This is a genomic window from Actinorugispora endophytica (assembly GCF_004363075.1).
GTDB classification, from domain to species: Bacteria; Actinomycetota; Actinomycetes; order Streptosporangiales; family Streptosporangiaceae; genus Actinorugispora; species Actinorugispora endophytica.
This window is the reverse complement of record NZ_SNYN01000031.1, coordinates 23,845-43,734: the sequence shown is the minus strand read 5'-3', so window position 1 is coordinate 43,734 and position 19,890 is coordinate 23,845. Positions and strand designations below refer to the sequence as shown.

Genomic DNA, 19,890 nt, shown 5'->3' with positions numbered 1-19,890 from the left:
CGGTTCCGCCTGCGCCGGCTCCCGCGGTGGGGACCGGCGGCGACCCGGCGGAAAACTTCCGACCCGTGTCGGCCGTGCGCCGCGAATCCATTGACACGCTAGGCAGCGATCGTATGATTGTCAACAATCTGCGGTTCTGGCTCGCAGGGTCGAACTGGACAGCGTCTTGTCTCCACCGGCTCATCCCTTTTCCCGCGCCCCGTACCGATGAGCCGTCCGACCGGGTCCGCACGGGCCCTTCGGGCACGGCGGCGACCCGCGGCGACGGTGGTCGCCCGCATCCGCCCCATTCCGGCACTCGAACGAAAGGCCACTTCCACGATGCCCCGATACATGACCGTCAGCCTGGAGAAGCGCGGCGTCGAGTGCGTCGCCGAACTCCTCGACAAGGACGCCCCCCGCACCTGCGAGGCGGTGTGGCGGGCCCTGCCCAAGGGCGGGGAGACCTACCACGCCAAGTACGCGCGCAACGAGGTGTACACCATGGTCCCCCAGTTCGCCGAGGAGGAGGTCGGGCAGGAGAACCCGACCGTCACCCCGATCCCCGGCGACGTCGTCTACTTCTCGTTCCCCGGCGGCATGCTGGACCGCCGCTTCAAGGAGGAGAAGGGCATCGACCGGCTGCCCGGCGTGATCGACCTGGCCCTCTTCTACGGGCGCAACAACCTGCTGCTCAACGGCGACGTGGGCTGGGTGCCCGGCAACGTCTACGCCACCGTCGTGGAGGGCCTGGGCCGCATGGCCGAGGCGTGCAACGACGTCTGGCGCTCGGGCGGTGTCGGCGAGCGGCTGGTGTACCGGCGTCACGAGGCGTGATCCGCCCCCCGCGTCCGGGAATTTACGGCCTATTAGCGTCCGCCGGCGGTGCTGACCCCCGCACCGGGTCAGATGGACAGGAGAGGGAGGTGAGTGACCAGTGCGGACCGATCGGCCCACGGGCCGAGCCGAAGGCGTGACCGAACAGGGGGAGCGGGTCATGGACGACCAGGCCGCCGAGAACGTCGTCGACTTCTGCCTGCACGCCGAGCCCCTGGGGCAGTCGGGCGTGGGCGTCGTGGCGCCGTTCGACTTCGCGCTCGACCGCGAGCTGTGGCGGTGGGCGCCGGACGACGTCTCGCTGCACATGACCCGGCTGCCCTTCGTCCCGATCCCGGTGACCGTGGAGATGGCGTCCTTCCTCAGCGAGGGCGGGAGCGTCCGGCGCGCCACCCGGGACCTGCTCGCGGTCGAGCCCCTCGCGGTGGCCTACGCCTGCGCGTCGGGCAGCTTCATCCACGGCGTCCAGGGCGAGGCCCGGCTGCGGCAGGACATCCTGGACGCGGGGGCGCCCGCGGCGGCCACCACCTCCGGCGCGCTCGTCAGCGCGCTCGACCTGCTGGGCACGCGACGGATCGCCGTCGTCACCCCCTACGTCGACAACGTCACCGAGCGCCTGCTCGCCTTCCTGGCCGAGTCCGGGGTCGAGACCGTCTCCAGCGTGGGGCTGGGCCTGCTCAACCACATCTGGAAGGTGACCTACTCCGAGGTCGTGCGGGCCATCCAGGAGGTCGACCGGCCCGAGGCCGAGGCCGTCTACATCAGCTGCACCAACGTGCAGACCTACGACATCATCGCGCCGCTGGAGCGCATGCTCGGCAAGCCCGTGCTCACCGCCAACCAGGTGACCATGTGGGGGGCGCTGCGGACGACGGGCCGACAGCCCATGGGCACCGGGCAGTGGCTGGTCGAGGCCACCGACCGGACGGCCGCCTGAGGGGGCGCGGGCCCCGCCGGGGGGCGGGACCCGCGCGCGGACACGAGACCACGAACACAACGAAGAAGAAGGAGGGGAGCGGATGGGGACCACGGTCGGATTCCTGTACCCGGGGTACAGCGCCGAGGACGACTACCCGGTGTTCGAGGGGCTTCTGGGAGGCCGTGTCCGGCTGCCCCTGGCGCACACCCTCATGCGGGAGGACGCGCACCGGGTCGACGCGCTGCTGGACGTCGGATCGGCCGAGGTGCTGGCGGAGGGGGCCCGCCTGCTGGGCGGGCGCGGCGTCGACGCCGTGGTGTGGGCGTGCACCAGCGGCAGCTTCGTCTTCGGCTGGGAGGGCGCCCTGGAGCAGGTCGAGGGGGTGCGGCGGGCCTCGGGGGCGCCGGCCACGAGCACCTCCTTCGCCTTCGTCGAGGCGCTGCGCCACCTGGGGGCGCGCACGGTCGCGGTGGCCGCCACCTACCCCGAGGACGTCGCGGGCCGGTTCGCGCGGTTCCTGGAGCGCGGCGGGGCCCGGGTGGTGTCGACGGCCAGCCGCGGCATCGTCACCGCGGCCGAGGTGGGCACGCTGGCGCCGGACGACGTCCTGGACTTCGTCGCGGCCGGCGACCACCCGGACGCGGAGGTCGTCCTCGTCCCGGACACCGCGCTGCACACCGCGCGGATCCTCGACGGGCTGGAGGACCGCGTCGGCAAGCCCGTGCTGACCGCCAACCAGGTCAGCGTGTGGGCGGGGCTGCGCCTGGCGGGCGACACCGCCCCCCGCGACGGCCTGGGGACCCTGTTCCGGACGGAGACGGCGGTACCGGTGTGAACCGTTCGCGCGCACCCCGGCCCCGTGGTGGATAAGGTCGACATCAGCCGACAAGCCTCCCGGAACGGGCAGCTCCCAACTCAAGAGAGGGGCGTGCGCCATGAGCGCTCCAGGTGAGATCGGACCGATCTCCCGGGAATCCACCGCGGCCATCATCGCCGACCGGCTCCGGTCCGCGATCATGCACGGTTCGCTCGCGCCCGGCGACCAGCTCGGGGAGACCGACCTCGCGGGACGCCTCGGGGTGAGCCGGGGCCCGCTGCGCGAGGCGACGCAGCGCCTGGTGCAGGAGGGGCTGCTGCGCAGCGAGCGCCACCGCGGGCTGTTCGTCGTCGAGCTGACCGCCGACGACGTCCGGGACGTCTACACCGCCCGGCTCGCGGTGGAGCGCGCCGCCTGCGAGCTGGTCGTGCGCGGCGACCGGGGCGGTGCGGTCGCCCACCTGACCCGGGCGCTGGACCGGCTCCGGGAGGCCGCCGGGACGGGCGACCGCACCGCCATGAGCGACGCCGACCAGGCGTTCCACCAGACGCTGGTGCGGGCCTCGGGCAGCCCCCGGCTGGAGCGCATGGCGCAGACCCTGCTGGTGGAGACGCGTATGTGCCTGACCGTGATGCAGCAGGTCTACCCCGAGCCGTCCGAGCTGGTGGAGGAGCACCAGAAGCTCCTCGACGCCATCGCCGACGGCGACGAGGAGCTGCTGCTGCGGCTCATCGGGTCGCACATGATGGACACGGTGGAGCGCGTCAACGCCTCCGAGCCCCCCGCCTGAGCCGCCCCTCCCCCGCTGATCGTGACCTTTTCGGGGTCTCAACCGCCTCCGAGACCCCGAAAAGGTCACGATCACCGAAGAAACCACCACGAACCGGACACTCTTCCCAGGGTGCCGGGCAGCCGACCGCCGCACCGAACAGCGTGGCGGGGGTCGATGTACTCGTTATCCCCTTTACCGCAGGTGGCCACGCCGCTTTGGAACGAGGGTCCTTCGTGCTACTGCACCTGGACGACATCACGGTCGCTTACACCGAGGGGACCGCGAGTAACCTCTTCCAGGATCGCCCGGAAGACCTCGAAAACTACCGAAAGATTCTTGACAGGCTCCGCGCCGATGCCCTGAACCCGAAGCAGAGCAGAGAGCTGATCCGGGCTGCCGCACGTGACATGCGAACCGAACACTAAGGAGACGGCCATGCCCTCCATCGATCTCAACAAGGCGTCCTGGTTCAAGTCCAGCCACAGCGGCGGCGACAACAACTGCGTGGAGGCGGCGCACGCTCCCGCCGTTCACGCCGTCCGAGATTCCCGGCATCCCGATGCCGGGCATCTCGTCTTCGCCTCCGCCGAGTGGGACGCCTTCATCACCGCTGTGAGGCTCGACCACCTCTGACCGGACCGTGAGCCGCGATGATCTTGGGCTTTCCGCCCGTCCCGGGGCCTGAAAGGGCGGAAAGCCCAAGATCATCGCGACTCCGGCGTCGGGGCGTGGTCAGAGGCCGCCGATGGCCACGTACTTGGTCTCCAGGAACTCGTCGATGCCGACGCTGCCGCCCTCGCGGCCCAGGCCCGACTGCTTCACCCCGCCGAACGGGGCCGCCGGGTTGGACACCACCCCCTGGTTCAACCCCACCATCCCGGTCTCCAGCGCCTCGCTCACCCGCAGCGCCCGGCCGATGTCGCGGGTGAACACGTAGGCGACCAGCCCGAACTCGGTGTCGTTGGCCGAGGCCACCGCCTCGTCCTCGGTGTCGAACACGATGACCGGGGCGACGGGGCCGAAGATCTCGGTGCGCGACAGCTCGCTGTCCCCGGGCACGTCGGCCAGCACGGTGGGCCGGTAGAAGTAGCCGCGCCCCTCGGCCGGGCCGCCGCCCACCAGCACCTTCGCGCCCCGGCCCACCGCGTCGTCCACCAGCCCCTGGACCTTGGCGCGGGCCTTCGCGTCGATCAGCGGCCCCACGTCCACCCCCGTGGCGCTGCCCCGCCCCAGGGTGAGGGCGCCCATCCGCTCGCCGAGCCGGCGGGCGAACTCCTCGGCGACCTCCGCCTGGACGTAGAACCGGTTGGCGGCGGTGCACGCCTCGCCGATGTTGCGCATCTTGGCCAGCATCGCCCCCTCCACGGCGGCGTCCAGGTCGGCGTCGGCGAAGACCAGGAAAGGCGCGTTGCCGCCCAGTTCCATGGAGGTGCGCAGCACCTGGGGGGCGCTCTGGGCCAGCAGGGCGCGGCCCACCGCGGTGGACCCGGTGAAGGACAGCTTGCGGATCCGCCCGTCGGCCAGCAGGGGCTCGGTGACCCCGCCGGGGTCGGTGGTGGGGAGCACGTTGAGCACGCCTTCGGGCAGGCCCGCGTCCATCAGGATCTCCGCGAGGGCCAGCGCCGACAGCGGCGTCTGGTGCGCGGGTTTGAGCACCATGGCGCAGCCCGCCGCGATCGCCGGGCCGATCTTGCGCGTCCCCATCGCCATCGGGAAGTTCCACGGGGTGATCAGCAGAGCCGGGCCCACCGGCTGGCGCGTCACCAGGAACCGGGACCGCCCGTCGGGAGCGACCGCGTACCCGCCGCCGATCCGCACCGCCTCCTCGGCGAACCAGCGGAAGAACTCCGCCGCGTAGGCGACCTCGGCCCGCGACTCGGCCAGCGGCTTGCCCATCTCCAGCGTCATCAGCAGCGCCAGGTCCTCCTGCCGGGCCATCAGCGACTCGAACGCGCGCCGCAGCACCTCCCCCCGCTCCCGGGGCGCCCACCGCGCCCATCCGGCCTGCGCCCCGTGCGCGGCCTCCAGCGCGGCGCGGGCGTCCTCGGCGGAGGCGTCCGCCACCTCGCAGAGCACCGCCCCCGTCGACGGGTCCTCGACCTTGAAGGCCTCCCCCGACCGCGCGTCGCACCACTCCCCGCCGATGAGCAGCCGCTTGGCGACCCGATCGACGACCTTCGTCTCGCGTTCTGCTGTGGTCATGTCGGACCCCTTTCCCCGAAAACACGGCCGGAATGCGCGCCCGGCGCGGCGGCGCCTGGACACGGCGTCAACCGGGATGGTTCCATAGTCCCGTCGATTGTCAACAATCCTACGGAAGGGAGTCCGGAATGGTTGAGGCGGCGCGATCCGACGCCCGGTTGTCCCCGGTGCTCACGCAGGCGACATCGGTGGTCGCCGCCCGCGGCGAGGGCGTCCACGTCTACGACGAGGCCGGTCGCCGCTACCTGGACTTCACCGCGGGCATCGGGGTGACGAGCACCGGCCACTGCCACCCCAGGGTCGTGGAGGCCGCGCGGCGCCAGGTCGCCACGCTCGTCCACGGCCAGTACACGACGGTGCTGCACCGGCCGCTGCTGCGACTCACCGAGCGGCTCGGCGAGGTCCTCCCCGAAGGCGTCGACCGGCTCTTCTACGTCAACTCCGGCAGCGAGGCCGTCGAGGCGGCGCTGCGGCTGGCGCGGCACGCCACGGGCCGGCAGAACGCCGTCGTCTTCCAGGGCTCGTTCCACGGGCGCACGATGGCCGCCGCCTCCCTCACCACCTCGGGCACCAAGATCCGCGCGGGCATCGGCCCGCTCATGCCCGGAGTCGTCGTGGCCCCCTTCCCCTACGCCTACCGGTACGGCTGGACCGAGCCCGAGGCCGTCCGGTTCGCGCTGCGCGAACTGGACTACCTGTTCGCCACGGTCACCTCGCCCCGGGACACTGCGGCGATCTTCGTCGAACCCGTCCTCGGCGAGGGCGGGTACGTGCCCGCCCCGGCGGAGTTCCTCACCGGGCTGCGGGAGCGCGCGGACCGGTACGGCGTCCTGCTGGTCGTGGACGAGGTCCAGACGGGCTTCGGCCGCACCGGGAGGTTCTGGGGCCACCGGCACTCCGGCGTGCGACCCGACATCGTCATCACCGCCAAGGGCCTGGCCAGCGGTTTCCCGCTGTCCGCGATCGCGGCCCCCGCGGAGCTGATGGACCGTGCCTGGCCCGGCTCCCAGGGCGGCACCTACGGCGGCAACGCGGTGTCGTGCGCGGCGGCGCTGGCCACCCTCGACGTGATCGAGGAGGAGAACCTCGTCGACAACGCCGCGCAGATGGGCGAGCGCCTGCTGAAGGGGCTGCGCCGGGTCGCCGACGCCCACCCCGTGGTCGGCGACGTCCGGGGCCTGGGCCTGATGGTCGGCAGCGAGTTCACCGGCCCCGACGGCGTCCCCGACACCGGGACCGCCACGCGCGCGCAGGCCGCCGCCGCCGACGCCGGCCTGCTCCTGCTCACCTGCGGCCCGTACGGCAACGTGGTCCGCATGATCCCGCCGCTCATCGTGACCGCCGAGCAGGTGGACGCCGCCGTGGAGATCTGGACCGACGCGGTGGCCCGGGCCGCGGGGTGACCGCCCGGCGGGAGGCGCGGGACGGGTCATTCCTTGCCGCCGTACAGGTACATGGCGAGCGGCGCGAACACCGCGACCAGCACCCCGCAGGCCAGGAACACCCAGCCGACCTGGGCGGCGGTGACAGTGCCGTGCATCAGGCCGCGCACCGCCGTCACCAGGTGGGTGACGGGATTGACGCTGACGAACGCGTTCAGCCACCACGGCATGGTCTCGGGGTCCACGAAGATGTTGGTCAGGAAGGTCGCGGGGAACATGATCATCATGCTCACGTTCACGACCGAGTTCGGGGTGCGCAGGGACAGGCCGAGCGTGGTCCAGATCCAGGACAGGCTGTAGGAGAAGACCACCAGCAGCGCCACGGCCAGCAGCACCCCGACCACGCCGCCCTCGGGGCGGAATCCCAGGAGCACCCCCAGCACGACGACGATCATCGAGGCCAGCGTGTACCGGACCGCGTCGCCCAGCAGCGCGCCCGCGAGCACGGCCGGCCGCCAGACCGGCAGTGAGCGGAAGCGGTCGAAGACACCCCTGGACACGTCCGCGTTGAGGGTCATTCCGGTGTACATGGTGATCATGGTGACCGTCATGACCAGGATGCCCGGCAGCACGTACTGCAGGTACTCGCTGGTGGAGCCCGACAGCGCGCCGCCGAACAGGTAGGTGAACATCAGCAGGAAGATCACCGGGAACGCGGTGACGTCGAACAGCTGCTCGGGCACGTGCTTGATCTTCAGCAGCGCCCGCCAGCCGAAGACCAGCGAGGCCGCCAGCGGTCCGGGGCGCTCGGGCCGGGTGCGCGGCGCCAGCGCGGCGCGCAGCCTCTCGTCGGTCCCGGCCACGGGGCGTGGCGATGTCGTGGTCATGCCGCCTCCTCCTCGCGGACGGCCTCGCCGGCCTCGGCCGGGCGGCCGGTGAGGGCCAGGAACACCTCGTCGAGGCTGGGCCGGCCCAGCGCGAACTGGTCGACGGCGATCCCGGCGTCGGACAGTTCGGACAGGGCGCGGGCCGCACGGGCGCTGTCGAAGGTCCGGGCGGACAGCGCCGCCGGGTCGGGCCCGCGGCGCACGGGCACGCCGAGCGCTCCGGCGAGCAGCCGCTCGGCCTCGGTCCTGCGCCCGGGATCACGCAGACGCACGTGCAGCGCGCCCGAGCCCACCGAGGCCTTGAGCTCCCCGGGGGTCCCCTCGGCGATGACCCTGCCGTGGTCGATCACGGCGACGCGGTCCGCGAGCTGGTCGGCCTCGTCGAGGTACTGGGTCGTGAGCAGCACCGAGGTCCCCTGGTCGACGAGGGCGCGCACGATGTCCCAGACCTGGTTGCGGCTGCGCGGGTCGAGGCCGGCGGTGGGCTCGTCCAGGAACATCAGGTCGGGCGTGACCACGATGCCGGCGGCGATGTCGATGCGCCGCCGCATACCGCCGGAGTACGTCCTGACCTGCCGCCCGGCCGCCTCGACCAGCCCGAACGCGTCGAGCAGCTCGCCCGCCCGCGCCCTGGCCCCGGCTCTGCGGTACCCGAACAGCCGGGCCAGCAGGACGAGGTTCTCCAGGCCGGTGAGGTCCTCGTCGACCGAGGCGAACTGCCCGGTCAGGCTCACCCTGCCGCGGACGGCGTCCGCCTCGCGCACGACGTCGTGCCCGAGCACGCGCGCGCGTCCCCCGTCGGGGCGCAGCAGGGTCGCCAGCATGCGGATGGTCGTGGTCTTTCCCGCCCCGTTGGGCCCGAGGAAGCCGAAGACCCCTCCGGTGCGCACGGCCAGGTCGACGCCGTCGACCGCCCGCGTCCGCCCGAAGACCTTGACGAGGCCCTCGGCCTCGATGGCGAGATCGGAATGGCGGTTCATGATCGACCCTCGGCGCGGCCGTTCCCGGCACGGGGTTCGCGGGTCTTCGGGGTTCTGCCCTGCTCTTCCATTTCGGGCTCCACTTCCGCCTCGGAGGACGGGGGGTTGCGACCAACCTATTGACCGGCGGTGACAGTTCCCGGCCGGATCGCGGCCTTGCCCGGGGGCTCCGGGTGAAGTCTCGGCAAAGCCCCATCGGCCCGCTCCACGAGTGGCCCTCAACGGACCGCCACCGATATCGTACTCATGTTCGATCGACTTGCACGGGAGGATCCTCCCCCGGTCGGACGCCCCCGGTTCCGGCGCGCTTGACCTCAACCTTGGACGAGGTCCTAGTCTCCGGTCCTGTCGGGCGTCCGGCGGGCGCCGGACCCCATCGCCGTCCACCTACCGAGAATCCGGTGAATCCGAATGAGTATGGAAGTCGCCGCGTGGAACTCGCTCTACGGAACGATGCACGCCCAACAGGACCAGCGGCCGTTCTCCGGGGAGACGCTGCGGCGCATCGGCGGCTTCGCGCGTCGGCACCGCCGGCAGCTGACCTGGTTCCTGCTGCTCAGCGTCGTTTCGGCGGCGCTGGCCGTGGCCACCCCGGTGCTCGCGGGCCGGGTCGTCGACGGGATCGTCGACGGCGCGGCGCTGTCCCTCGTCAGCGGCCTCTCCGCGCTCATCGCCGTGATCGCCGTGGTCGAGGCCGGGCTCGGCCTGGTGACGCGGTGGCTGTCCGCGCGCATCGGCGAGGGCCTGATCCTGGACCTGCGCACCGCGGTGTTCGACCACGTGCAGCGCATGCCGGTCGCCTTCTTCACCCGCACCCGCACCGGGGCGCTGGTCAGCCGGTTGAACAACGACGTGATCGGCGCGCAGCGGGCGTTCAGCGACATCCTCTCCGGCGTGGTCGGCAACCTCGTGACGCTCACACTGACGCTCGTGGTGATGGTCGGGATCTCCTGGCAGATCACCCTTCTCGCGTTGCTCCTGCTACCGGTGTTCGTGCTGCCCGCCCGGCGGATGGGCACCCGGCTGGCCGGGCTGGAGCGCGAGGCGGCCGACCACAACGCGGCGATGGGCACGCAGATGACCGAGCGCTTCTCCGCGCCCGGGGCGACGCTGGTGAAGCTCTTCGGCCGCCCCGAGCGGGAGTCGGCCGAGTTCGCCGAACGGGCCGGCCGGGTCCGCGACATCGGGGTGCGCACGGCGATGGTGCAGTACGCGTTCATCACCGCGCTGGTGCTGGTCTCGGCACTGGCCCTGGCACTGGTCTACGGGCTCGGCGGGTTCTACGCGCTGCGCGGGCAGCTCGACCCGGGCTCGGTCGTCGCGCTGGCGCTGCTGCTGACCCGCCTCTACGCGCCGCTCACCGCCCTGGCCAGCGCCCGGGTCGAGGTGATGAGCGCGCTGGTGAGCTTCGAGCGGGTGTTCGAGATCCTGGACCTCCGGCCCCTGATCACCGAGCGGCCCGACGCCCTGCGGGTGCCCGACGGCCCGGTGTCGGTGGAGCTGGACGGGGTGAGCTTCGCCTACCCGTCGGCGGACAAGGTCTCGCTCGCCTCGCTCGAGGAGGTCGCGCACCTGGACACCCGCGGCGGCGTCGAGGTCCTGCACGACGTGTCGTTCCGCGCCGAACCCGGCCAGATGGTGGCGCTGGTGGGCTCCTCCGGCGCGGGCAAGTCGACGATCGCGCAGCTGGTGCCCCGGCTCTACGACGTGGACGGCGGCGCCGTCCGGCTGTCCGGGGTGGACGTGCGGGACCTGTCCGCCGAGTCGATCCGCGCGACGCTGGGGATGGTGACCCAGGACGGGCACCTGTTCCACGAGTCGCTCCGCGCGAACCTGCTGATGGCGCGCCCCGAGGCGTCCGAGGAGGAGCTGTGGGAGGTGCTGCGCCGCGCCCGGCTCGCCGACCTCGTCGAGGGACTGGCCGACGGGCTGGACACCGTGGTCGGCGAGCGCGGCTACCGCTTCTCCGGTGGTGAGCGCCAGCGGCTGACGATCGCGCGGCTGCTGCTGGCCCGCCCCCGGGTGGTGATCCTGGACGAGGCCACCGCCCACCTGGACTCCACGTCGGAGGCCGCGGTGCAGGCGGCGCTGGGCGAGGCGCTGGAGGGCCGGACCGCCGTGGTGATCGCGCACCGGCTCTCCACGATCCGGGCCGCCGACCTCATCCTGGTGGTCGAGGAGGGCCGGATCGTGGAGCGCGGCACGCACACCGACCTGCTCGCAGCGGGCGGCCGCTACGCGGAGCTGCACCGGACCCAGTTCGACCAGGCCCCGGCCGCGAAGGAGGTCACCGGTCTTCCCCGGTAGGCCGCTCCGCCCTCCGGCTCCAGACGGGGCTGTCGACGTAGTGGTTGTCGAAGCGCTCGGAGGACTCGCCGATCTCCCGCGCCTCCGCCTCGCCCCGGTACACCCGCTCCAGCAGCCGGTAGTAGTCGAACCGCTCCGTCCCGGGGGTGAAGGCCACCAGCACCTCGGCCTCCTCCCCCGGGGCCGGGGCGAAGGCGTGCGGCAGGTTCGGGGGGACGACCAGGAAGTCGCCGGCTCCCAGGGTGAGGATCTCCTCCCCCGCCAGGACCTGCAGTGTCCCGTCGAGGACGAAGAACAGTTCGGCGGCGCGCGTGTGGCGGTGCGGCGGCGCGCCGGGGGAGCCCTTCCGGAGCGTGGCCCGGTTGGCGGTCACCGCGCCGCCGGTGGCGTCGGCGTCGGCCAGCAGCGTGATGAGGCTGGTGGGGCCGTCCTCCAGGACCTCGGCGTCGTCCGCCCGGACCAGGAGCGGGCTCCGGGTGGACGTGTTGGTCGATGACATGGTCGTCTCTCATTCCTCTTGGTGGTGCCGGGGCTTTCCGCTCCGGCGGGTGGACGCGGCCGTGAGGCATATCCAGGATGTTTTCTATCCAGAATCACCCTCGCGAGAGACCCCTCCTCAGAGGGGCCGAAACGGTCAGGACCGCGCGTTGGCGAACCGGTTCCGGGTGGCCTGGGGCGTGTGCGGGAACCCGCGCTCCACGTCGGCCTTGAGGTCCGCGATGGTCCGCGCGGCGAGCTCCTGTCGCCACGCGAGCTCCGCAGCGCCCATGGCCCGCGAGATCAGGCAGGTCGTGCGGTAGTCGACGCCCTCCTTCCCCCCCGGCCCCCGACGCAGGATCTCGTCGCAGCGGAACGCCTCCTCGGGGCCCTCGATCGCGGTCACCACGTCCAGCAGCGTGATCCGCTCCGGCTCGCGCGCCAGCCGGAACCCGCCCTTGGGCCCGGACGTCGACGACAGGATCCCCGCCCGGGCCAGCGCCTGCAGCTGCTTGTTCAGGTAGGCCGCCGGCAGTCCGTAGAAGGCCGCCAGCCTGGTGGCCGTGACCGCCTCCCCCGACTCCACCCAGGTCAGGTTCAGGCAGCTGTGCAGTGCCCATTCCACGCCTTCGCTCATCCGCATATTCTGGATATTAAAGGTCCAGAATCTGTTTCGCAACCCGGACCCCGCCCCCGGCGGCGGCGCCCGCGGCCGCGGCCTTCGCGCCGTTGACCGCCGCGCCCCTCGCACTGCGGCACGGGGGCGCCGGCGCATCGCTTTCCGAACCCGACCCGTCACACTCCGGCGTGCTTTTCCCGGTGAATCATGAGAGTTTTCTGAGTGAATCCTGAGAGACGCCGTGGCTCCGGTGCGCGTCGTGGTGGCGGACAGAGGCCACCATGGTCCTGCCCTTGCCACAGAATGCCGCTTGGAGCGATACCCGTGTCCCTGGACGCCCCCGCACCGGCCGAAGCCCCCACGACTCCTCCCCCGAGACGATCCGACCCCCCGCGCTTCCGGCCCGAGGTGCAGGGGCTGCGCGCCGTGGCCGTCCTGCTGGTGGTCGTCTACCACCTGGACGAGAAGCTGCTGCCCGGCGGCTACGTCGGGGTCGACGTCTTCTTCGTGATCTCCGGCTTCCTCATCACGTCGCTCCTGATCCGCGAGGTCCGCTCCCGGGGAGCGGTCTCGCTCGGCCGGTTCTACGTCCGGCGCGTGCGCCGCATCCTGCCCGCCGCGACGCTGGTGCTCGTCGCGACCGCCGTCGCCACCGCGGTCCTGCTGCCCGCGACGCGGTGGGAGCAGACCGCCGTCGAACTGGCCGCCAGCGCCGCGTACGCGGAGAACCTGGTGCTGGCCGGGCAGACCGTGGACTACCTGGCGGCCGAGGAGGCTCCCAGCCCCGTGCAGCACTTCTGGTCGCTGGCGGTGGAGGAGCAGTTCTACCTGCTGTGGCCGCTGCTGTTCGTGGGCTGGGCCGCGCTGCGCGCCCGCGCCGGCCGCACCAGGCGCACGGGCGCCGTCCTGGCCTGCGCGGTGGGCGCCGTCCTGGCGGCCTCCTTCGCCTGCTCGGTGCTGCTGACGGCGTCGGAGCCCACCGCCGCCTACTTCCTGCCGCACACACGGGTGTGGGAACTGGCCGCGGGCGGCGCGCTGGCCGCCGCGCTCACCCGCTGGGAGGTCCCCCGGGTCCTGCGCGCGCCCCTGGGGTGGACCGGCCTGGCGGCCATCGGCGCGGCCGCGTTCTCCTACGGGGCGGGGACCGCTTTCCCCGGAACGGCCGCCGCGCTGCCGGTCCTGGGCGCCGCCGCGGTGATCGCCGCCGGGCGGGGGCCGGGCCGCCTGAGCGCCGGGCGGCTGCTGGGCACCGGCCCGGCCCGCTTCGTCGGCGACATCTCCTACGCCCTGTACCTGTGGCACTGGCCGCTCATGGTCATCACGCTCGGGATGCTCAACGAGACCGGGTTCGACCCCGTTCCGCTCTCCGGGGCCCTGGTGCTGGCGGCCTCGTTCCTGCTGGCGTGGGGGACCAGGATCGCGGTCGAGGACCCGGTCCGGGAGCGGGGGCTGCTTGACACCGGCCGCTCCGCCGCGGTGTTCGCGCTGGTGGGCGTCCTCGTCGTGGCCGGCGCCGGCGGCGCCCTCCACGTACGGGCCCAGCAGGCGCTGACCACCCCGTTCGACCCGTCGGTGCACGTGGGCCCGGAGGCCCTGGCCAGCGGCGAACCCACGCAGACCGAGGTCGTCGACCCCCTGTACCCGTCCGTCGTCGGCGCGGAGGACGACCTGCCCGACCTGTACTCCGACGGCTGCCAGTCCACGGAGGCCGAGACCGCCCCCAGCCCGTGCGTCTACGGCTCCGAGGACGCCGGCACCACCGTGGCGATCGTGGGGGACTCCCACGCCGCGCACTGGTCCCCCGCGCTCCAGGAGGTCGCCGAGGACCGGGGCTGGCGGCTGTACACCTTCACCAAGTCCTCGTGCGCCTTCACCACCGAACTGCTCACCCGGCCGAACGGCGACGCCTACCCCCAGTGCCAGGAGTGGAACGAGAACGTGGTCGCCGAGCTCCGGGAGCTCGGACCCTCGATCGTGTTCACCAGCTCCCGGGCCCTGGCGCTTCCGCACGGCGTGGACGACGCCGTGACCGGCCGCGAGCGGATGGCCGAGGGCATGGTCCGGCTGTGGACCCGGCTGGAGGAGTCGGGCATCAGGGTCGTGGCCCTGCGCGACACCCCGAAGACCCGGGCCCGGGTCGTGGAGTGCATCGACCTGCACGCGAGGGCCCTGGACCCGTGCGCCCAGGACCGCGACAACGCGCTCGAGGCGGCGGACCCGCAGGTCCTGGCGGCGTCCCGGCCCGGCAACGACGCCCTCGTCATCGACCTCAGCGACCGCTTCTGCGCCGAGGACGTGTGCCCGGCCGTGGTCGGCAACGTCATCGTGTACCGCGACAGCCACCACCTCACGGCCACCTACTCGCGCCTGCTCGGCGACGACCTGGGTTCCCGCATCGACGCCGCGCTGTGAGTGCCGGGACACGGGGCGGGCCCGCCGCGCGGGGGGATGCGCGGCGGGCCCGGTTCCTCGGGGAAGGCTCGGTCAGACGGAGCCGGTGGCCTCCTCGACCTCGCTGATGAAGCGGTCGGCGGCCTCGGCCGGGGTGATGTTGCCGAACATGACGTCGTCGTTGACGCGCTTGATGATCTCCACGACCTGGCCGGCGCCGATGGGCGGCGGCGGGTTGCCGTCGACGATGGTGCCCTCGATGTCGGCCAGGAAGACCGCGCTGCGCGCGTCGGCCTCGGGCAGCGCGTCCAGGATGGAGGACCGGACGTTGACGTTGGCGGGCAGTCCCCTGTCGGCGAGGATCAGCTCGGCCGCCTCGGGGTCGTTGAGCAGGAAGTCGACGAACATCGCCGCCTCCTCCGGGTGCTCGCTGTCGGCGGAGATGGAGTAGAACATGGCCGGCTTGAAGTACATGCCGGTGCGGTCGTGCTCGCTCTCACCGGGGTAGCGCAGGAGCCGCACGTCGCGGCCCGAGGTGGCGCTGATCGCGCCGAGCTGGTTGGTCCAGAAGTGCGCCATGGCGCCGCTGTTGGTGGAGATGACCGACTGGTCGGGGCCGCCGGCCTCGATCTCCACGCTCTCGGCCGCGCTCGGGGAGCCGCCGGTCTCGCTCAGCTCCAGCGAGTACTCGAACCACTCCTGGAGGGTCTCCTTGGTGAAGCCGAGGGAGCCGTCGTCGTTGTAGAGGGACTCCCCGCGCTGGCGGGCGAAGATCGCGAAGCCGGACTCGTTGTAGCCCATGCTCTGGGTGCCGACGATGTCGCCGCCGCTCTTCTCGGAGATCTCCGCGGCGATGTCGACGTAGTCGTCCCACGTCCAGGTCGAGTCGTCGGGCATCTCCACTCCCGCCTCCTCGAACGCCTGCGGGTCGGCCAGGATCGCGTAGGCGTTCACGCCGGTGGCGATGCCGTAGGTGGCGTCGTCGAGGTTGCCGCTCTCCGCGACCAGCGGGTCGACGCCCGACAGGTCCAGCTGCTCGCCGTACTCCTTGAGGTCCACCAGCGCGCCGCGGTCGGCGTACTCGCGCAGGTAGCGCTCCTCCTGGGTGATGATGTCGGGCGCGTCGCCCGCGGCGGTGCTGGTGGCCAGCTTGTCCCAGTAGGAGGCCCAGTCGGTGTAGTCGCCGACGATGGTGATGTCGGGGTGCTGCGCCTCGAAACGGTCGATGACCTGCTGGGTCGTGGAGTGGCGGTCGTCGGCGCCCCACCAGGAGAACCGCAGTTCCACCGGGCCGTCCTCCTCGGCCGCCCCGCACGCGGTGGCTGCCATGACCACCGCGGCCAGGCCGGCGGTCAGCGAGAGGGCCCTGGTGCGGCGGCGGGTCGGGGGACGCCCGCTGCCGGAGTCTGCTCTCATGTTTCCGTTCCCTTCGACTATTTGATTCCGGTGGTGGCGATGCCCTTGACCAGGTATCGCTGACCGGCGAGGAAGAACCCGAAGACCGGGCCGAGCGCGACGACCGACATCGCGAACAGCGGACCCCAGGAGGTCTGGCTGCTTGAGTCCACGAACGTGCGCAGCGCCACCGGGACGGTGTACATGTTCGGGTCGGTGAGGAAGATCAGCTGGCTGAAGAAGTCGTTCCAGGTCCAGATGAAGGTGAAGATCGACGTGGTGGCCAGCGCGGGCGCCGACAGCGGCAGGATGATCCGCAGGAAGATCCGGACGTGGCCGCAGCCGTCGATCCGGGCCGCCTCGTCCAGGTCCTTGGGCAGGCCGCGGATGAACTGCACCATCAGGAAGATGAAGAACCCGTCGGTGGCCAGCAGCTTGGGGACGATCAGCGGGAGGAAGGTGTTGATCCAGCCGATGTTGGCGAACAGGATGTACTGCGGCACGATCACGACGTGGATGGGCAGCATGATCGTCATCATCATGATGGCGAAGAACAGCTTCTTGCCGCGGAACTCCAGCCGGGCGAACGCGTAGGCGGCCATCGAGCACCCGACGAGGTTGCCGATGATGGAGCCCGCCACCACGACCGCGGAGTTGAGCATGTAGTGGTGGAACGGGTGCTGCAGCGCCGTCCAGCCCTCGGTGTAGTTGCCCGGCATGAAGTTGGCGCCGGGCAGCAGGCTGGGGTCACGGAAGATCTCCTCGGTCGGTTTGAACGAGCTGGAGAGCATCCACAGCAGCGGGTAGAGCATGACCAGCCCGAAGGCGATCAACCCGACGTGGGTGACGAGGCGCCGGACGCGCTCCGCCCGTGTCTTGTCGCTCTTGCTCCTGGAGGCGTTGGCGGCCGCGGGAGCGGAAGTCTTAGTCACCATAGAAGACCCAGTACTTCGAGGCGAGGAAGTTCACCGCGGTGAATCCCCCGATGATCATCAGGAGCAGCCAGGCCATCGCAGAGGCGTACCCCATGTCGAAGGCGCCGAAGCCCCGCTGGTACAGGTAGAGCGTGTAGAAGAGGGTGGAGTCGGTCGGCCCGCCGGTTCCGCCGCTGACGATGAACGCCTGTGTGAAGGTCTGGAAGGCGTTGATCATCTGCAGCACGAGGTTGAAGAAGATGATCGGGGTGAGCAGCGGGACCGTGATCATGAGGAACCGGCGCGCGGGGCCGGCGCCGTCCACGGAGGCCGCCTCGTAGTACATCGCCGGGATCTGGCGCAGACCGGCCAGGAAGATCACCATGGGCGCGCCGAACGTCCACACGTTCAGCACGATGAGCGTGCCGAGAGCGTAGTCGGGGTGCGAGACCCAGCCCTCGCCCTGGATCCCGAAGAAGCCCAGAACCTGGTTGATCAGGCCGTCGGCGCCGAAGATCTGGCGCCACAGGATCGCGATGGCGACGCTGCCGCCGAGCAGGGAGGGCAGGTAGTACACCGAGCGGTAGATCGGCAGCCCGCGCACCCCCCTGTCCAGGACCATCGCCAGGGCCAGCGCCATCCCCAGCTGGAGCGGCACCGAGACGAACACGTAGGTGAACGTGACCTGGAGCGAGTTGTGCAGACGCTCGTCGGTGAGCATCCGCTCGTAGTTCTCCAGGCCGACCCACCTGGGGTCGCCGATGAGGCTGTAGTCGGTGAAGGAGAAGTACAGCGAGGCCGCCATCGGACCGATGGTGATGAAGGCCAGACCGACGAACCAGGGGGCGAGGAAGCCGTAGGCGGCGAGCGTCTCCCGGCGTTTGCGGTTGGGGGCTCGTCCTCGGTCCGGAGCGGCGGCCGAGGGCGCCGCGGAGGCGGTGTCCGGGGCGGCGGGCTTGCGTCGTTGCAGCAGCGCGCTCATGGCGTCTCACCGCCTCGGGGACCTGCCACCAGCGTGGTGGCCGGTCCGGTGACCGGGCCTGAATTCATGACTTGCGACCGCCAATCTCGCTGGCTGGAGCGGCTTCGCGGAAAAAGTGCAGAAGGCCACTCTCGGAACGTGCGTCAGAAGCTTTGGTAAGCGCTATCCAGAGAATAGGATGTTCAGTTTCTAGCACCGCGTCACAGGGGTGTCAACGACTCACAGGCCGGAAAATGTGACCTGCACCCCATATCGTTACCTCAGAAAACGCTGATCAGCACAGAGAAGCCCCGGAGCGGAGGACCCTCCGGACCGGGCTCCCCCGGACTCTCCCGGAAGTCGCTCGACGCATCCGGCCCGGTTCTTTCGTGAGAGCGTAAACGACACCCCTGACCAGGGCGATCGCTGGGTCGACACATCACCGGCAGGGGCCCCGGAGCCGGCGGCGACCCGATCATTTTCCGGATCACCCCTGCACAGATCATCGGAAAGCGTTTACCATGATCCCTGTGAACGACATCACTCCACCCACCGCACAGGACACCGCCGCCGGCCGCCCCGCCCTCCGCAGGTTCGCGATCGTCGGCACCGGATCACGGGCTCGGATGTACACGAAGGCGCTGGTCACCACGCATGCGGACCGGGGGCGGCTGGTCGCCTTGTGCGACTCCAACACCACCCGGATGGGCGTGCACAACGGAATCGTCACGGACGCCGGGCACGACCCCGTCCCGACCTACTCCCCCGATGACTTCAGCCGGATGCTCGACGCCGAGTCCGTCGACGAGGTCATCGTGTGCACCGTCGACCGCACACACGCCGACTACATCGTGGCCGCCCTCGACGCCGGACGCGACGTGATCACCGAGAAGCCGATGACCGCGGACCTGGAGGGCTGCCGACGCATCTACGCCGCGCAGGAGCGCACCGGCGGCCGGGTCACCGTCGGCTTCAACTACCGCTACAACCCCGTCCACGGCCAGCTCCGCGACCTCGTGCGCTCGGGCGTCATCGGCGAGGTGGGCTCGGTCCACTTCGAGTGGCTGCTGGACCTGCGCCACGGAGCGGACTACTTCCGCCGCTGGCACCGCGACAAGGCCAACTCCGGCGGGCTCCTGGTGCACAAGGCCAGCCACCACTTCGACCTCGTCAACTGGTGGATCGACTCGCGCCCCCGGGAGGTGTTCGCCTGGGGCGACCTGTTCTTCTACGGCGACGAGAACGGCCGCCGCCACGGCCTCGCCGCCGACTACGAGCGGGGCCACGGAAGCGACGCGGCCGAGGCCGACCCGTTCGCGCTGCACCTGAGCGACAGCCCGGACCTGACCAGGCTGTACCTGGACGCCGAGCACGAGGACGGCTACCGCCGCGACCTGAACGTCTTCAGCCCCGGCATCACCATCGAGGACGACATGTCGGTGCTGGTGCGCTACGCCTCGGGCGCCAAGCTCAGCTACCACCTCACGGCCTACGCGCCGTGGGAGGGCTACCGGATCGCCATCACCGGCAGCAAGGGCCGCCTCGAGCTCGACGTGACCGAGTTCCCGTACACCTCGCCCGACAAGGACGAGACGACCCCGGTGCGCGGCATGCCCGCGCCCAAGGAGAGCACGACGGCGCGGCTGCGGCTGCGCCGCCACTGGGCGCCGCCCGAGGACATCCCCGTCGCGGTGGGCGAGGGCACGCACGGCGGCGGCGACACGCGGATGCTCGACTCCCTGTTCGGCGGCGGCGACGACGGCATCCGCCCGGACCACGCCGACGGCGCGCACGCGCTGCTGACGGGCCTGGCCGCCAACGCCTCGATCGCCTCGGGCGCGCCGGTGGTCGTGGAGGAGCTGCTCAAGGGCTGACCCGAACGGCCTCCGGGAACACGGCCCGGCCCCGGCGGAGTCGTCGGGGCCGGGCCCTTCCGGTGCGGGGGACAGCGCCTCACGGCGGCCGCGCGGTTGGGCCTGCCGGTGCGCGGGCAGACGGTACTACCGACCCGTCCCCGTACACCGCCGACGCCCTCGCGCGCCGGCGACGAC

18 protein-coding genes are annotated in these 19,890 nt (G+C 71.5%); 10 read left to right on the top strand and 8 right to left on the bottom strand.

What is annotated here, in order from left to right; genetic code table 11:
* Positions 1-333 precede the first annotated feature (333 nt).
* The 6 genes from EV190_RS21950 (at position 334) to EV190_RS21925 (ending at position 3,957) form a co-directional block, all read left to right on the top strand.
* Positions 334-816: a DUF3830 family protein gene (locus EV190_RS21950; RefSeq protein ID WP_208113286.1), complete on the top strand. Its 483-nt coding sequence runs from the start codon at positions 334-336 to the stop codon at positions 814-816.
* Between the two features lie 160 nt (positions 817-976).
* The gene (locus tag EV190_RS21945; protein ID WP_166655527.1) at positions 977-1,753 is read left to right on the top strand and encodes a maleate cis-trans isomerase family protein; all 777 of its coding nucleotides are present in this window, start codon (positions 977-979) and stop codon (positions 1,751-1,753) included.
* Between the two features lie 82 nt (positions 1,754-1,835).
* Positions 1,836-2,570: a maleate cis-trans isomerase family protein gene (locus tag EV190_RS21940; protein WP_133743506.1), complete on the top strand. Its 735-nt coding sequence runs from the start codon at positions 1,836-1,838 to the stop codon at positions 2,568-2,570.
* A 100-nt stretch (positions 2,571-2,670) separates the two neighbouring features.
* The gene (locus EV190_RS21935; protein WP_133743505.1) at positions 2,671-3,342 is read left to right on the top strand and encodes a GntR family transcriptional regulator; all 672 of its coding nucleotides are present in this window, start codon (positions 2,671-2,673) and stop codon (positions 3,340-3,342) included.
* Positions 3,343-3,485: 143 nt separating this feature from the next.
* Positions 3,486-3,749 (top strand): Scr1 family TA system antitoxin-like transcriptional regulator, encoded by a 264-nt coding sequence (locus EV190_RS21930; RefSeq protein WP_243742723.1) that lies wholly within the window; start codon positions 3,486-3,488, stop codon positions 3,747-3,749.
* Positions 3,750-3,759: 10 nt separating this feature from the next.
* The gene (locus EV190_RS21925; protein WP_133743503.1) at positions 3,760-3,957 is read left to right on the top strand and encodes a DUF397 domain-containing protein; all 198 of its coding nucleotides are present in this window, start codon (positions 3,760-3,762) and stop codon (positions 3,955-3,957) included.
* A 99-nt stretch (positions 3,958-4,056) separates the two neighbouring features.
* Here the strand turns inward: EV190_RS21925 and EV190_RS21920 are convergent, their stop codons facing one another.
* Positions 4,057-5,526, bottom strand: a complete 1,470-nt coding sequence (locus EV190_RS21920; protein WP_133743502.1) for an NAD-dependent succinate-semialdehyde dehydrogenase — start codon at positions 5,524-5,526, stop codon at positions 4,057-4,059.
* 128 nt (positions 5,527-5,654) lie between these two features.
* On the opposite strand from EV190_RS21920, the gene EV190_RS21915 reads away from it, so the two are divergent.
* Entirely contained in the window at positions 5,655-6,929 is a 1,275-nt protein-coding gene (locus EV190_RS21915) for an aspartate aminotransferase family protein (protein ID WP_133743501.1), read from the top strand.
* 26 nt (positions 6,930-6,955) lie between these two features.
* Here EV190_RS21915 and EV190_RS21910 read toward each other — a convergent pair whose 3' ends face one another.
* Together EV190_RS21910 and EV190_RS21905 are read right to left on the bottom strand one after the other, a co-directional pair.
* Entirely contained in the window at positions 6,956-7,795 is an 840-nt protein-coding gene (locus EV190_RS21910) for an ABC transporter permease (protein ID WP_133743500.1), read from the bottom strand.
* Positions 7,792-8,775: an ATP-binding cassette domain-containing protein gene (locus tag EV190_RS21905; protein ID WP_133743499.1), complete on the bottom strand. Its 984-nt coding sequence runs from the start codon at positions 8,773-8,775 to the stop codon at positions 7,792-7,794. The genes EV190_RS21910 and EV190_RS21905 overlap by 4 nt, the downstream gene beginning before the upstream one ends.
* Positions 8,776-9,186: 411 nt before the next feature.
* On the opposite strand from EV190_RS21905, the gene EV190_RS21900 reads away from it, so the two are divergent.
* On the top strand, positions 9,187-11,082 hold the full coding sequence (locus EV190_RS21900; protein WP_133743498.1) for an ABC transporter ATP-binding protein: 1,896 nt from the start codon (positions 9,187-9,189) through the stop codon (positions 11,080-11,082).
* Here the strand turns inward: EV190_RS21900 and EV190_RS21895 are convergent.
* Positions 11,063-11,581 carry a cupin domain-containing protein gene (locus EV190_RS21895; RefSeq protein WP_133743497.1) on the bottom strand — a complete coding sequence of 173 codons (519 nt, stop codon included), beginning with the start codon at positions 11,579-11,581 and terminating at the stop codon, positions 11,063-11,065. The two genes, EV190_RS21900 and EV190_RS21895, sit on opposite strands and share 20 nt — an antisense overlap.
* A gap of 135 nt (positions 11,582-11,716) precedes the next feature.
* Positions 11,717-12,196, bottom strand: coding sequence for an RrF2 family transcriptional regulator (locus EV190_RS21890; RefSeq protein WP_243742722.1), 480 nt, complete (start codon positions 12,194-12,196; stop codon positions 11,717-11,719).
* 306 nt (positions 12,197-12,502) lie between these two features.
* On the opposite strand from EV190_RS21890, the gene EV190_RS21885 reads away from it, so the two are divergent.
* Complete coding sequence (locus EV190_RS21885; protein WP_279536633.1) at positions 12,503-14,590, top strand: acyltransferase family protein; 2,088 nt, start codon at positions 12,503-12,505, stop codon at positions 14,588-14,590.
* 72 nt (positions 14,591-14,662) lie between these two features.
* Here EV190_RS21885 and EV190_RS21880 read toward each other — a convergent pair whose 3' ends face one another.
* From EV190_RS21880 to EV190_RS21870, 3 genes are read right to left on the bottom strand one after another with little or no spacing between them, the layout of a single operon-like run.
* Entirely contained in the window at positions 14,663-15,985 is a 1,323-nt protein-coding gene (locus EV190_RS21880; protein WP_133743495.1) for an ABC transporter substrate-binding protein, read from the bottom strand.
* Positions 15,986-16,002: 17 nt separating this feature from the next.
* Positions 16,003-16,899: a carbohydrate ABC transporter permease gene (locus EV190_RS21875; RefSeq protein ID WP_133743494.1), complete on the bottom strand. Its 897-nt coding sequence runs from the start codon at positions 16,897-16,899 to the stop codon at positions 16,003-16,005.
* Positions 16,889-17,860 carry a carbohydrate ABC transporter permease gene (locus EV190_RS21870; protein WP_133743493.1) on the bottom strand — a complete coding sequence of 324 codons (972 nt, stop codon included), beginning with the start codon at positions 17,858-17,860 and terminating at the stop codon, positions 16,889-16,891. Before EV190_RS21870 ends, EV190_RS21875 begins: the two co-directional genes overlap by 11 nt.
* Positions 17,861-18,369: 509 nt before the next feature.
* On the opposite strand from EV190_RS21870, the gene EV190_RS21865 reads away from it, so the two are divergent.
* On the top strand, positions 18,370-19,713 hold the full coding sequence (locus tag EV190_RS21865) for a Gfo/Idh/MocA family protein (RefSeq protein ID WP_279536632.1): 1,344 nt from the start codon (positions 18,370-18,372) through the stop codon (positions 19,711-19,713).
* The last annotated feature ends 177 nt before the right edge of the window (positions 19,714-19,890 follow it).